At 33.7% G+C, this 13722-nt stretch carries 11 protein-coding genes and 3 pseudogenes; 9 read left to right on the top strand and 5 right to left on the bottom strand.

Annotation, left to right across the window (positions count from 1 at the left end; all coding sequences use genetic code 11):
* Window positions 1-60: 60 nt before the first annotated feature.
* A complete protein-coding gene (gene tnpC / locus AC3WVZ_RS20465; RefSeq protein WP_100910632.1) occupies window positions 61-1464 on the bottom strand; it encodes an IS66 family transposase in 1404 nt (467 codons plus the stop codon).
* A 103-nt stretch (window positions 1465-1567) separates the two neighbouring features.
* On the opposite strand from tnpC, the pseudogene AC3WVZ_RS20460 reads away from it, so the two are divergent.
* Together AC3WVZ_RS20460 and AC3WVZ_RS20455 are read left to right on the top strand one after the other, a co-directional pair.
* Window positions 1568-1753 (top strand): annotated as a pseudogene (locus AC3WVZ_RS20460) (delta-aminolevulinic acid dehydratase); the annotation flags it as partial.
* A 263-nt stretch (window positions 1754-2016) separates the two neighbouring features.
* Window positions 2017-2517, top strand: coding sequence for a DoxX family protein (locus AC3WVZ_RS20455; protein WP_000236592.1), 501 nt, complete (start codon window positions 2017-2019; stop codon window positions 2515-2517).
* 41 nt (window positions 2518-2558) lie between these two features.
* Here AC3WVZ_RS20455 and AC3WVZ_RS20450 read toward each other — a convergent pair whose 3' ends face one another.
* Complete coding sequence (locus AC3WVZ_RS20450; RefSeq protein ID WP_233935322.1) at window positions 2559-3434, bottom strand: alpha/beta fold hydrolase; 876 nt, start codon at window positions 3432-3434, stop codon at window positions 2559-2561.
* Window positions 3435-3449: 15 nt separating this feature from the next.
* The gene (locus AC3WVZ_RS20445) at window positions 3450-4283 is read right to left on the bottom strand and encodes a GNAT family N-acetyltransferase (RefSeq protein ID WP_000706687.1); all 834 of its coding nucleotides are present in this window, start codon (window positions 4281-4283) and stop codon (window positions 3450-3452) included.
* Window positions 4284-4544: 261 nt separating this feature from the next.
* Here AC3WVZ_RS20445 and AC3WVZ_RS20440 point away from each other — a divergent pair.
* A pseudogene (locus tag AC3WVZ_RS20440) lies at window positions 4545-5925 on the top strand (alkaline phosphatase).
* A 54-nt stretch (window positions 5926-5979) separates the two neighbouring features.
* Entirely contained in the window at window positions 5980-6447 is a 468-nt protein-coding gene (locus AC3WVZ_RS20435; protein WP_000792894.1) for a hypothetical protein, read from the top strand.
* A gap of 77 nt (window positions 6448-6524) precedes the next feature.
* Here AC3WVZ_RS20435 and AC3WVZ_RS20430 read toward each other — a convergent pair whose 3' ends face one another.
* Window positions 6525-7175 carry a GTP pyrophosphokinase gene (locus tag AC3WVZ_RS20430; protein WP_000456230.1) on the bottom strand — a complete coding sequence of 217 codons (651 nt, stop codon included), beginning with the start codon at window positions 7173-7175 and terminating at the stop codon, window positions 6525-6527.
* A 349-nt stretch (window positions 7176-7524) separates the two neighbouring features.
* Here AC3WVZ_RS20430 and AC3WVZ_RS20425 point away from each other — a divergent pair, with 349 nt between their 5' ends.
* The 4 genes and pseudogenes from AC3WVZ_RS20425 to AC3WVZ_RS20410 all read left to right on the top strand — a co-directional run bounded on the left by AC3WVZ_RS20425 (window position 7525) and on the right by AC3WVZ_RS20410 (window position 11667).
* Entirely contained in the window at window positions 7525-8151 is a 627-nt protein-coding gene (locus AC3WVZ_RS20425; RefSeq protein ID WP_000245983.1) for a nitroreductase family protein, read from the top strand.
* Window positions 8152-8346: 195 nt separating this feature from the next.
* On the top strand, window positions 8347-8496 hold the full coding sequence (gene rpmG, locus AC3WVZ_RS20420) for a 50S ribosomal protein L33 (RefSeq protein ID WP_001265617.1): 150 nt from the start codon (window positions 8347-8349) through the stop codon (window positions 8494-8496).
* Window positions 8497-8620: 124 nt separating this feature from the next.
* A protein-coding gene (locus AC3WVZ_RS20415) for an IS1182-like element ISBth7 family transposase (RefSeq protein WP_425594305.1) occupies window positions 8621-10083 on the top strand; the annotation gives its coding sequence in 2 pieces (ribosomal slippage) (window positions 8621-9182 and window positions 9182-10083; 1464 coding nt in all).
* 87 nt (window positions 10084-10170) lie between these two features.
* A pseudogene (locus tag AC3WVZ_RS20410) lies at window positions 10171-11667 on the top strand (YcdB/YcdC domain-containing protein).
* 43 nt (window positions 11668-11710) lie between these two features.
* Here AC3WVZ_RS20410 and AC3WVZ_RS20405 read toward each other — a convergent pair.
* Complete coding sequence (locus AC3WVZ_RS20405; RefSeq protein ID WP_233935320.1) at window positions 11711-12631, bottom strand: hypothetical protein; 921 nt, start codon at window positions 12629-12631, stop codon at window positions 11711-11713.
* A gap of 152 nt (window positions 12632-12783) precedes the next feature.
* Here AC3WVZ_RS20405 and sigK point away from each other — a divergent pair, with 152 nt between their 5' ends.
* Window positions 12784-13497 carry an RNA polymerase sporulation sigma factor SigK gene (sigK, locus tag AC3WVZ_RS20400; RefSeq protein ID WP_000051382.1) on the top strand — a complete coding sequence of 238 codons (714 nt, stop codon included), beginning with the start codon at window positions 12784-12786 and terminating at the stop codon, window positions 13495-13497.
* Window positions 13498-13722 lie beyond the last annotated feature (225 nt).

Here is a 13722-nt window from a genome sequence, read left to right as displayed (position 1 = left end):
AAACATGAAAAGAAAATACTCCAATCAGAGAAAGAATCTATGCCAAATAGAGAAATTCTCTTATGAAGTCGTGTTATTCCAAGGAACCGTTCTAGTTTCTATGACTTGGTTTATCGCTTGTAAGACCGATTGTTTTTGTTTTTTCATGGTACTCATAAAGCTTCGTATCTGACAAAAAGATTCTGCGCCTTTCTTACTTCGGAAAGTCCCAGACACTTTCTGTTTTACTTTCGTCATCCGAATATCCCGTTCTGCTTGATTGTTATCAAATGGAATGGCTGGATGTTCTAAAAACGCTAGAATTCTGTCAGAATACTTGACGAAGCGATTCCATAAATTTTGAGAAGGCGTCTGCTTTCCTTTCTTCTTTTGTTTCGTGGAAAGAATCTGTTGTTCTTTCAATATGGATTGATACATAATAAACAGATTCTTTTGCGTCGCTTTTGGCATGGTACCTTCGGATTGCTTTTTCATCGTCAACGCTTGCGTTAGAAATTTCTGCATCTGTTGTGCCCATTGTTCTCCAGTACTATCTATAATTCCTTGTAAATCTCGTAAGAGATGGGCATTACATAAAACGTGACGACAATCTGTATACGCATCATACGATTTCCAACCATCATGCATCGCAATTCCAGAAAAAGATGGCAAGATTTCTCCAGCATCCATTGCTTCTTTTCCACGTTTTTGATGAATATGTTGCAATGTCACCTCCGGTGTACTGGCAGTATGTAACCATTGTGTTTTGTTTTCTACACGCATACCAGTTTCATCAAAATGGACAACAGGAGACTGCAGAATCTTTTCCTTTACTTCTTTTATGAATGGCTGCAATTGAGAAGCGAAAGCCTGTGTATGATTTACCAGGGTTCCTTCGCTTATAGAATGTCCAAAACAATCCTGAAAGAATTCTTTTGTTCGCTTCAAAGAAATGCATTGATAATGCGTTAAATAGGGAATCAGTCTTTTTATATTTGGACCATATTGAACAGGACGAGATACTGTCGAAGGAAATTGGGCTTCTTGGATAGAATGGCAATGTGGGCATTCTTTCTGTTCTACTTTATGTTCTGTCACTTCGATCTGAATAGGTGGTAAGTCATACACTTGGCGAATGCGATACCCTTTTACAGGCTCGTGGTTCAAGGAAGTATGACAACAAGTACAATATGTAGGAGAATGTGTAATCGTATGATCTGGAGTCGCTGTCAAACCAAGAGTATGTCCCTTGTGGCCCAACTGGCCACCCGTTTGACGATGAGACGGTTTGCGCAAACTTTTTGTAACGGGCTTACCCAAACCATCTGTAGAAGGTGGCTTATGACTATTTTTGGAGTTTTTTTTTGAAGCATTTTCTAGTTCTTGTATACGTTTTTCTAACTTAGAAAATGTTTCTTCAAATAAAGAAATAACAGCTTCAGGTCCTTTTTTATATGTATCTAAAATAATTTTTCGATCGACCATAAGATTCACCTCCCCTGTTTGATATACTCAGTATTTACAAATGGGAGGCATATGAAACTAGTAAAATTTAAAAAAGACACCGAAAGGTGGCTGAGTAGTTACGTCTTTTTTACATAGTGGTGCGAAATCATATATTGGATCGATTGATTATGTAGATGGAAATGCAGCACTTATGTTTACTATACGCTTATTTTATGGGGTTATTAACCATGGGAAAACGTTAGAAGAAGCCTTTCAAGAAGCGAGTTTAATTGATGAGGAGACACATACATTTCGATTCTATAATTAGTGTGAAACACGTTTATTCTATATTCGAATAAACGTGTTTCACATTTAACTCACATTTTTTTACATTTTTTTCAATGAAAATGGTTATCACTTGTGGTATGATATGTTCAAGTTTTTACAGGTAATAAAAGTTACTATATAAACGTTAGTTTTTAATGTTTCATACGCATGTCACAGATTATTCATAATTAACGTTTAAAAAATAAGTAACTAATGTTATTATATTATCTGTAACTAACTTAATTACAACTTTAGGAGGAAGATATGGTTATTCAATTTTTAAGAGAAAACAAAGCAGTTTCTTTTGCATTAGCAGTAATTCGAGTATATCTTGGTTACACATGGTTAATGGCTGGAATCGGTAAACTACAAGGAAAAGGATTCGATGCAACAGGTTATTTGCAAGGGGCAATTGAAAAATCTAAAGGTGCACAACCGGCTGTTCAATCTTGGTGGGCATCATTCTTACAAGAATTTGCAATTCCAAATGTAGATTTGTTTAATACACTTGTAACATGGGGAGAAATTTTAGTCGGAATTGGTTTAATTGTAGGCTGTTTAACAAAAACAGCGGTCTTTTTTGGTCTTGTAATGAACTTTTCCTATATGTTTAGTGGGTCAATTGGTGTGAACCCTGAGATGGTTATCTTATCTATGTTTGTTCTTGTTTCCGGTATGAACGCTGGGAAATTTGGAATGGATGGCTTCGTTATCCCGAAAGTATTAGGATCAAAAACTCCAAAACGCCAAAAGCAAGCTGCTTAATATATGAAAACGGGTATCTCATTTTGAGATACCCGTTTATGTTATTTTTCAACTTTAATCGGATTGTTCTTAAAGAAATCTTTTACATACCCGACAAATTCTTGTGGTTCTTGGCGAAATGGTGCATGATAACCTTTTTCAATAATATGTAAAGTGCTATTTTTTAAGAATTGATGATACGTTTCTCCTTCTTTCCAGGAAACGCTACTATCATTTCTGCCCCATATAATTAAAGTTGGCTGTTTTATTTCATTTGCATTAATTTTAAGACGTCTAGGCCATAATTTCATTTTATTATAATGCTCTTCATCATTACGTTTGAATTTCACTTTGCTTTCATCATAATCTGTAATAGAAGAAACGGCATTTAAATCAGTCGACAATTGTGGTTTTGGTGAGCCTTGTTTATTAACGAATGTATGAGGGCCACCTGTAGCATCAGTTAAAATAAGGTGAGAAACTGCTTCAGGATATAAATATGTTAAATTTAGAGAAATTTCTCCCCCCATGGAATGCCCCAGTATTGCGAATGAATCATACCCTAGTTTTTTCATTAATTTATAATACAAATTTGCATGAGTTGGAAAAGAATAATAAAAATCCATTGGCTTAGATGAGCGCCCGAATCCTAAAGCATCTACAGAAATAATTGTATGATCTTTTGCTAAATCGGAGTAAATCTTTTGAAAACCATCTGATGACCCTCCAAAGCCATGAATCATAAGTAAAGGTGGTTTTTCATTACCAATCTTTTTAAAGTAAATGGTTTGACCATCTATTTCTACCATTTTTTCCTCGGTAGCTAGTTTCGCTGTAATTGTATTTTTAACTTGTTCTACTGGCTTTTCTGCTGCACTACATCCTACTAATAGTGTAAGAGTAAGACAACCTACCATAAAATAGCTAAATCGCTTCAATTAGGTGTCTCCTTTCTAACATAACGCTGTATCTATCATAGCAAATAGCATATTACGATTTCCAGGAAGTTGGCTACCATTTTTTATCATAAGAGGTGAAAGGAGCGTTTCTTGGAAATTTTCTGTTTGAAGAAATTGACGAAATGTAAATTGTGAGTGTGGAACATCAATTCGTACTATACCATTCCAACATTCACATATCTTTTTTAATAATTGGATAGCATCTTCTTCTTGCTTGGCGATAAGTGGATTGATACATAATATATTGCCCTTTTGTATGCATAATGAAAAAGCTTCTATACAGTTATTTCTTTCAATTTTAAAAGAGTATACGGCCCTTGGTAATAGCAAAGAGTAAAGTAGAGAACGATTCATACCAGTTGCAATTTGATCCAGAGAAGTAAGAGATATAAGGTCCTCTTCTTGTACTTGTTGTAAGTGAGAAGGATACGTCTTAATAGTCTGCTTTTCAAAACGATGAATCGTTGTTGCTGTTTGAAATCCACATGATGTGTATAGAGGTTCGCCAGCTTTTGTCGCAATAAGTGCAATGGGTTGTTTTGGATGAATTTGTTCCAAGCAATGATTTAGCAACATGCGCCCTAATCCGCGTCCTTGAAAATTAGGGTGAACGATTAACATACCAATGGAAGCGAAGTTACTTGGAAAGGGAAATACTCCTCCAGTCGCAATGAGTTTGTTTTCATGAATGTAACCTACAAGTGTGCCGATAGAAAGATACATTTCGAATTGTTTTTTCATAAAAATTTCATCGTGTAACCATCCAACAGATTTGCAAAGATTAAGTAATTCAAAAATAAAAGACTCATTTAGCTTTACTATTTTCATAAAGGCTCACCGCATTTCTATTTATTTTCATAAAAATAGAGTCAAAATGTAAAAAAAGAGATTTACGTTAAATGAAATCCAACTTGTTTATATTTAAATTGTAAAGGGCGGGATGATTGATACAAAAAGACAAAGTTATACAAATTATAACTGATATTTACATAAGTTAACAAAAAATTTACATACAGCTAATTTTCTCTTAATAGTCTTCCATTAAATTTGATAGTGGGAAATGAATAACCTAATTAGGGGGACAAGACAGTGAAAAAGTTTGTGAAAAAAGCATGGCCATTTGCAGTTGTGGCATCATTAGCAGTTACTTCGGTAGCAACATGGAATTTTACTCGTTCTAGTGAGGTTAATGCAGATGAGAACGGAAGCAATGCAAAGATTAAAAATGTTATCGTATTAATTGGGGATGGTATGGGCCCTTCATATATGACGGCTCACCGTTATATGAAAGATAATCCAAAAACCTTTGAAATGGAATCTACAGAATTTGATAAGCATCTTGTAGGAACACAAAAAACATACCCAGAAGATGAACATGAAAATATTACAGACTCTGCATCGGCAGCAACAGCTATGTCAGCAGGGATTAAAACATATAATGCTGCAATTGCAGTTGATAATGATAAAGCGGAAGTGAAAACAGTTCTTGAGCAAGCGAAAGAAAAAGGGAAATCAACGGGACTCGTTGCAACTTCTGAAATTACACATGCAACACCAGCTGCTTTCGGTGCGCATGACATTAGCCGTAAAAATATGGACGCAATTGCAAATGATTATTTTGATGAGAAAATTAAAGGGAAGCATAAAGTAGATGTTATGCTTGGCGGCGGCGTAAAGAACTTTGTTAGAAAAGATCGTAATCTTACAGAAGAGTTCAAGAAATCTGGTTATAGCTATGTAACGGATCGAGATCAATTGTTAAATGATAAAAATGATCAAATTCTTGGTTTATTTGCACCAGGTGGATTAGATAAAATGATTGACCGTAATGAGAAAACACCTTCATTAGAAGAAATGACTAATGCAGCAATTGAGCGTTTGAACAAAAATAAAAATGGTTTCTTCTTAATGGTGGAAGGAAGTCAAATCGACTGGACATGATAATGATATTGTTGGTGCAATGAGTGAAATGGAAGACTTCGAAAAAGCTTTCAAAGCAGCGATTGAGTTTGCGAAAAAAGATAAAAATACGTTAGTTGTTGCAACGGCAGATCACGCTACTGGTGGATTATCTTTAGGTGCCAATGGCGAGTATAACTTTAAAGTAGATCCAATTAAAGCTGCAAAGCGTACACCAGACTTTATGGCAAATGAGATTGCAAAAGGTGCAAATGTAGAAGAAACATTGAAAAAGTATATTGATTTACAATTAACTCCAGAAGAAATTCAAGCTGTAAATGATATAGCTCCTTCAAAAGATGTAACAAAGATTGATAATGCAATTGAAGATATTTTCAATAAGCGCTCGGTTACAGGCTGGACAACGGGTGGACATACAGGGGAAGATGTGAACGTATATGCATTTGGTCCAGGTAAATACTTGTTCTCTGGCGTTCAAGAGAATACAAATATAGCGAAACGTGTCTTTGATATTGTTGGCGGCGGCGATCCGAATAAAGGAAGACGCTAATTAAGAGCGAAAGTGAGGCGAAATGCCTCACTTTTCTTTTTAGGAGTTGGGAATATGAAAAATTTATTTAGGAAATTAAGATTCCTTTTAGTATTTGTAGTATTACTAGTTGGATGTCAACAAGAAGAGAATAATGTAGAACAAAAATCTACTACTAAAAAAACTGAGGAAAAGGTACAAATAACAAAAGAAGAAGAGAGATCTATTCAAGATGTTATTCATACATTTGTGCGAACGACGAATGAAAAAAATCTTGCAGAACATATGGAGTTATTTTCAAAGAAGATGCCTAGTGCTGAAGACTTAAAAACACAAAAAGAAGCCGCATTTCAAAAGGGAAATAAGAAAATTGAATTGGAACATATAGATATGAAAGTTAGTAAAGTAGGGTATGTTATTGTTGAAACGAAAGAAAAGGAAGTAGACGACAGTATCACTCTTCAAAAAAAAGTACAGTATGCCCTTGGAAAAGAAGAGGATAAATGGAAGATTGAAGAGGTTCGAACAATAGAGAAAAAATAACGTGAAACTTTAATAAGTGTAGGAGTCGTACTTCCCAAAATGGTAGAAAAAAGGTTCTCATTGGCGAGAACCTTTTTTTATAGTGGTAGCATAATTTGATTTGAGCATGCCTCAATATCATCAATATCTTGACGGATTGTGGCCATTTTATTATCAAGATCTTCAGCTTTCATTGCTGCATCATGTAGTTCATCTTTTAAATACTCCGGTATTTTCCCTTCATATTTATAATAAAGTTTGTGTTCTAAACTTGCCCAAAAGTCCATTGCTAGTGTACGTAACTGAATTTCTGCAAATACATCTTTTGTACCAGAATTTAGTGATAAAGGGTATTTAATAATCATGTGTAAACTTTTATATCCGTTTCGTTTTGGGTTAGCGATATAATCTTTTACTTCTATGACTTCCATATCTTCGCGTTTTTGAATGACTTCTTTCAAATGATAGATATCTTCTACGAAGCAACATGTAATACGAATACCAATAATATCTTGTAAATGTGTTTGAGCGTTTTCAACTGTTGGTAATAAGCTTTTGCGCTCTAGTTTTTTAATAATACTTTCAGGTTGTTTTAGTCTTGTTTTTATATGTTCAAACGGGTTGTAATCCTCTAGAAATTGAGCTTCCCGGTTCATAATTTCAAATTTAGTTTTTAACTCTTCTAAAGCAAATGTATATGGTAATACAAAAGCTTTCCAGTAGTTAACTGTTGATTGATTATATTCCATTTATATACACACCTTTTCCTATTTGCAAGTGAGGTCGTTATTATACTAAATACCAAATCATATAAGCGCAAGCAGCAAATGATGAGATCATAAAGCGATATTTAGTTTTCATACTTTCAACTCCTTTCGAGTAAGATTTTATATAAATAAACGTGATTGTTAATAAGTTCACTATGTACAGTTTCTATAGTAATAGATTCGTGTGAATTTCGTATGAACTAATTGTTTCAGCTTTTTGTCTTTTTTGCTGTTAATCATAATTATTATTCGGATTTAAAGTGTTTTTATTTGATTTATCTATTTGTATAAATTAATGTATATTTGAATTTATAGTTATTGAGGAGGATATATGGTGAACTTTGAAGAATTAGCAATTGCTAGACGTTCTGCAATGAAATTTATACAAGGTATAGAAATCCCTAATGAGGATTTTAAAAAAATATTTGAGTTAACTAAGCTTTCTCCATCTTGCTATAATTTGCAGCACACACATTATGTTGTAATTCGTGATCAAGAGCGAAAAGAAAGATTAAAAGAATTAGCTTTCGGTCAATATAAAGTATCGAGTGCATCAGCGGTAGTGCTCGTTTGTGGTGATAAAAAAGCATACCAAAATGTTGAAAATATTTACTTCGGTATGAAAGTTTTAAAAATGATTGATGAATGTGAATATGAAGATACAATTAGGCAAACGAAAGGTTTATATGAAGGAAAAGGAGAGCGTTTCATGGAGGATGAAGCGATTAGAAATGCTTCGTTAAGCGCGATGACTTTTATGTACGCAGCTAAATATTATGGCTATGATACATGTCCAATGATTGGTTTCGATGAAAAAGCAGTACAAAGTGAATTAAATATGCCGGAGCATATAGTACCTGTTTTAATGATTACGATCGGAAAAAGTGATATGACTAAAACTCGCCCACGAGGATATCGAAAGCCGATTAGTGAATTTGTTACATACGAATCGTTTTAATAACGTGAAACTTTTAATTAGTGGGGGTCTTACTGCCCGTTAATGCGGGAGAAAATTGATTTAACTATAAAAACAAGGGGATTCTAAATGGAATCTTCTTGTTTTTGCAATTGACAAATAGAATGAAGTTTTATAATATATAAATCGTAATCATTACGTTTTAGTTGCGATCTTTGAAAGAAAGGAGAATTAAATATGCGTGTAAATATTACATTAGCTTGTACGGAGTGCGGCGATCGTAATTACATTTCTAAGAAAAATAAACGAAACAATCCAGAACGCATCGAACTAAAAAAATATTGTCCACGATTAAAGCGAGTAACGTTACATCGTGAGACGAAGTAAAAGACTAGAGATATCTCTAGTCTTTTCAGGCTGTGGAGAAAGTCTTCTCCACAGCCTGTTTTTGTGTCTGAACCTCTTTTTATGTGTCAACACTGATAAAAAAGAGGAAAAGGAGAGATTTTTTATGATGGGTGCTTTAAAAAATCATCGTGATGAGCGTGTATCTGTTTCTGTAGAAGAGTTGGTTCCACAAGATCATTTCCTTCGTGCAATTGAAGCGACAATTAGTTTTGATTTTATTGAAGAGAAGTTACGCCCTTATTACTGTGAAAACAATGGACGCCCGTCCATTCATCCTATTGTTTTATTTAAGATGATGTTTATTGGATATTTTTACGGTATTCGTTCTGAGCGTCAATTGGAAAAGGAAATTAAAACGAATATTGCCTACCGTTGGTTTTTAGGGTTTTCTCTATCGGATACTATTCCGGATCACTCTACAATCAGTTGGAATCGTCGTACTCGTTTTATTCATACAAATATTTTCGAAGAAATTTTTGATGAGATTGTGAGACAAGCGACGGAGCACCGGATGGTAGGAGGACGTGCACTGATGACAGATTCTACACATATTAAGGCCAATGCCAATAAAAATAAATTTGTACATAAATATAAAAAAGAAAAAGCAAAGTTTTATATAGACGAGCTAGAAGCTGCGGTAATCGAAGATCGTGAGGTACATGGAAAAAAGAATTAAAACCTAGAAAGGAAAGTGATACCCCTACCAAAAAAACTCGTATAAGTACAACGGATCCAGATAGTGGATTTTTAATGAGAGATGGAAAACCAAATGGTTTTCATTTCTTGGATCATCGTACGACTGATGCGAAGTACAATATTATTACAGATACCTATGTAACGGCTGGAAATATGGCAGATTCCGAGCCGTATTTAGCACGCCTCCAAGCTCAGATTGATAAATTCGACTTCAAAGTAGAAGCTGTTGCCCTTGATGCTGGCTATTTTACAGGATATATCTGTAAGAAACTATCAGAACGGAATATATTTATGGTGATGGGGTATCGCCGATTTGGAAAACGGAATAAAGAAGTACCGAAAAGCCAATTTAAATATGTAGAAGAAATGAATGTTTTCGCTTGTCCGATGGGATGTATTCTAGAATATGTAACAACTGATCGTGAAGGATACCGTCAATACAAATCGAATCCAGAAGACTGCGCTGTTTGTCCGTTACGTGAGGTGTGCTTTTCAAAGAAACAAAAACAAAAAGTTATCACTCATCATGTGTGGGAGAAATATAAGGATATTGCTAGAAAAAACAAGCTAACAGCTACAGGGAAAAGGTTGTATAAAGTACGCTGTTCCACTATAGAGCGAAGCTTTGCAGACGCCAAAGAACTACATGGCTACCGCTATGCCCGGTTTCGAGGGCTGAAGTCTGTCCAAATGCAAGCTTATCTCACCGCAGCTTGTCAAAACATGAAAAAAATAGCCCTCCACCTGACCAAAAAGGGTCAGGTGGAGGGCTATTTTTTAAAATTCTATTATTTTATGTTGTTTTTATTCGCTAAAATCAAAAAAGATTCCAGAGTGTTGGGAACCCTAAAGGGTTTCCCAACACTCTGAAAAGACTAGAGATATCTCTAGTCTTTTTTTTATAGTTCCTTGGTTTTGTTTGTTATAATTACCTTAAAATGTAATAAAGGGAGCGGTATGATGAATCAAAAAGATAAGGAAAGAAAAGAGCGAGTGGCTCATATTATTAACATTCCAGATGAATATAGTCTTGTTGTAGATGATCAAGAAGGGGTTGATGACCCGTATCATCTATTATGGTGGGAGCATAAAGAGGATCAGGAGAGAACGATACAAATTACATTGAATAGACATACTGGTAATTTAATTGAATTTAGGATAGATGATGGAAATTATTTTTCGAGTGATAAGGAAGTTATAGAGGAGAATAGGGTAAGAGAGATTGCAAATGTATTTATAAAAAAACATGTGGAAGAAGGATTAGAGTTTTATACATATGTAACTATCCAGGATGATTGGCGTGGCTGGAAAGAAATAAATTATATGCAAGAAGTAAATGGATATCCATTACCGGATACAGGATGTGTGGTGCAAGTGCATCCTTCAGGGAATGTTGTGAATTTTCATTATAACGGACGAGAAAGCATAAAAGAAAAGCCGTTATGGCCAAGTGAGATTGTTGAGGAGAATATCGTTTTAGACAACTTAAAGGCCAAACAAGATATGAGGCTTGTATTTGTAGATTTAACACATTCTTTATGTAAATATGAAAATGGAGAAGAAGTAAAAGGGTACCACCTTGTGTATGTACCAGAACCTAGTCATGTATTTATTGATGCAAGTACAGGTAAAGATTTATTTGGACGAGATCATTATAAATTACCGCCAACAGTGGCTGTTAGAAAATAAAAAAAGGGTAGCCAACAAGATGATGTATTCGATTTATTTGACTGGGATAAAGAAAGTTTTACAAAAGTAGTTGAGACGGAAAATGATGATGAAATAAGGATGAAATTTGTTCCGAAAGAGGAATTACAAAAACAGAAAGAAGAAAAGAATCCATATTTAATGAATGAATTCTTTAACAAGCATTTACCGATGTTGAAATATAATAATTTAGTTAGCGTTACAATTGATAAATTAACCAATGAATTAACTGGTTTTATAAAACTGACAGATGATAAAGAAGTAAAGCAAATACTGTCTAGAGAGGAATGTTTACAAAAAGCACTTCAATTTTTAGAACGAGTTATTCCAGATATCAAACAATATCTGCGTCTTTGGGAGGAACGGGAAGCAGAAGAAGATGGGATTGAAAGATTTATCTTTTCTGTATATATAAATGATATTCGGGCAGAGTATAACCAATTTATGATCAACATCAATGCAGAAAATGGTGCTGTTATGCACTACTCGGGGGAGTCTAGCAACTTTATAAAAAAATTACTTACATATGAAACAACACCAAAAGTAACAAAAGAAAAAGCGTTAGAAATATACAGAGCGGCTATCCGAGTTAAATTAGAATGGTTTGTAGATCATGATGCAGAGGAAACGAAATACAAACTACTGTACAAACAAACGACAGATGAAAAATATAAAGAACCTTTTGATTGTAGTCGGGAAATTCGTTATATTGATGCCCAAACTGGGAGAAAGATTTGGAGTAAGTAAAATAAAAAGAGTTATTTTCTTTGAAAAATAACTCTTTTTATTTTTATAATTTGCCTGTTCGCTTTTCAAAAGTAAATGTGATAGGAAGATTGGAATGAGAACTATCACTTTTAAATATTACTTTCCATTCTTTAGTATGGGCTTTAATTTCAAAATTAAGAAGATTTATCGCTCTACGTTTATCTATTTCTAAAAACTTATTATGAATTTCTGGTTCTTGCTGTAAATTAAGAGCCTTTAGTGTGACTGTAAATGTGAAAAAATTCTGCCCTTCATATACTATTTTTGATATTTTTGTTTTTTGTGTATTTAACAGCACATAAAAACGGTCTGATGGATTTAATTGTACAGAGTCATCAGTAATTTCATTCTCGCTATTATGAAGTTCAACTAAGAAAGATGTACTATGGGAAGAATCTTTTTTGCTTGTAATCTGTAATTCAGTAGGAATCATCGGTATTTCATAAAAGTCATTCCTTATTATGTTATTGTAATCCTCTGAAAATTTACGGACTTCTTTTGGAAAAGAGTCTTCTTGTGTACTTAAAAAAGTTTTATGTTGCTTTGGAATTTTTTTACTAAAATTTAATGTTTCTTTAAAGTAATAATTGGATCCAGTTAAAAATAAAAAACTACAAATTAATAAAAAAATTCGATACAGATTTTGAAAATGAAAGAACAATAGTATACATGTAATAATTCCAATTACATAGAAAATAAAGATAAGTAATTCTAGTTTTGAGTGAAACGAGAAACCATAGTTATGAAAAAATTTTATTCCAGTTATAATTTGAGCTCCAAAAAATAAAGAAATTCCAAATTGAAAAAATAATAAATCAGGCCCTCTTTTAATAACAAAAGTAATGAACGAAATGAAAAGTAAAAATACTCCTAAATAAATTGTTACATTTAATAATCGTTCTAATGTAATCATGAATAATGTCCCCTTTAATAGCATATTCATATATAAATAACAATTTTATATAATTATAATATAACAATAAATTATTTTAAATGTTGGAAGTGTTGAGTTTTATAAATAAACTGTACAGACACAAACAACCTCACGCCCACATACACATAATAAAGACCACTATTTTGGCGGAGGTGAAAGGTTTGAGTCTATTCGCCGCAATTGGATATATGGTTCGAGAAGTGTTTGTCTTTGTTTCTTATGTGAAGAATAATGCGTTCCCGCAGCCGTTATCATCAGATGATGAGAGAAAGTACTTAGAGTTAATGGAGCAAGGTGATGCTCAAGCGAGAAATCTTTTAATTGAACATAATTTACGGCTTGTAGCTCATATCGTTAAAAAATTTGAGAACACAGGAGAAGATGCAGAAGATTTAATTTCAATTGGTACGATCGGGCTCATTAAAGCGATCGAGAGCTATTCTGCTGGAAAGGGAACGAAGCTTGCGACGTATGCAGCACGCTGTATTGAAAATGAAATTTTGATGCATTTACGTGTACTAAAGAAAACGAAAAAAGATGTTTCACTTCATGATCCGATCGGGCAAGATAAAGAGGGCAATGAAATATCGCTTATTGATATATTAAAATCAGAGTCTGAAGATGTAATTGATATGATTCAGCTTAGTATGGAGTTAGAAAAAATTAAAGAGTATATCGATATTTTAGACGAAAGAGAAAAAGAAGTGATTGTGAAACGTTTTGGACTTGGGCTAGATAAGGAGAAAACACAGCGGGAAATCGCTAAGGCGCTTGGTATTTCTAGAAGCTACGTATCACGGATTGAAAAGCGTGCTTTAATGAAAATGTTCCACGAGTTTGTAAGGGCAGAGAAAGAGAAAAAAGCGAAAGAGTAAAGTGTATTAGAAGCAGCCATATTTAAAATGGGCTGCTTTTCTTATTGTAAATAAGAAAAGAAAACGCGTTATGCTAAGAAGAAATACATGTTCACTGTTGAAAATGACGGATTCTATCTGTAATATTAGAAGGTGCTAAATAATTTAAGAATAATACCATACTTAGTTTTCTGTATGTATAATAAGGCTGCTTTATATGATATGTGGGAATAAGAACCAATTTTA

It is taken from the genome of Bacillus sp. CPT56D-587-MTF (assembly GCF_058792335.1).
This window is presented reverse-complemented; position numbering and strand designations above follow the sequence as displayed.

Excerpts from the sequence above, each read along its gene's own strand:
- tnpC (WP_100910632.1), bottom strand. The coding sequence starts at position 1,464 with ATGGTCGATCGAAAAATTATTTTAGATACATATAAAAAAGGACCTGAA.
- AC3WVZ_RS20455 (WP_000236592.1), top strand. The coding sequence starts at position 2,017 with ATGGTTATTCAATTTTTAAGAGAAAACAAAGCAGTTTCTTTTGCATTA.
- AC3WVZ_RS20445 (WP_000706687.1), bottom strand. The coding sequence starts at position 4,283 with ATGAAAATAGTAAAGCTAAATGAGTCTTTTATTTTTGAATTACTTAAT.
- AC3WVZ_RS20435 (WP_000792894.1), top strand. The coding sequence starts at position 5,980 with ATGAAAAATTTATTTAGGAAATTAAGATTCCTTTTAGTATTTGTAGTA.
- AC3WVZ_RS20430 (WP_000456230.1), bottom strand. The coding sequence starts at position 7,175 with ATGGAATATAATCAATCAACAGTTAACTACTGGAAAGCTTTTGTATTA.
- AC3WVZ_RS20425 (WP_000245983.1), top strand. The coding sequence starts at position 7,525 with ATGGTGAACTTTGAAGAATTAGCAATTGCTAGACGTTCTGCAATGAAA.
- rpmG (WP_001265617.1), top strand. The coding sequence starts at position 8,347 with ATGCGTGTAAATATTACATTAGCTTGTACGGAGTGCGGCGATCGTAAT.
- AC3WVZ_RS20405 (WP_233935320.1), bottom strand. The coding sequence starts at position 12,631 with ATGAATATGCTATTAAAGGGGACATTATTCATGATTACATTAGAACGA.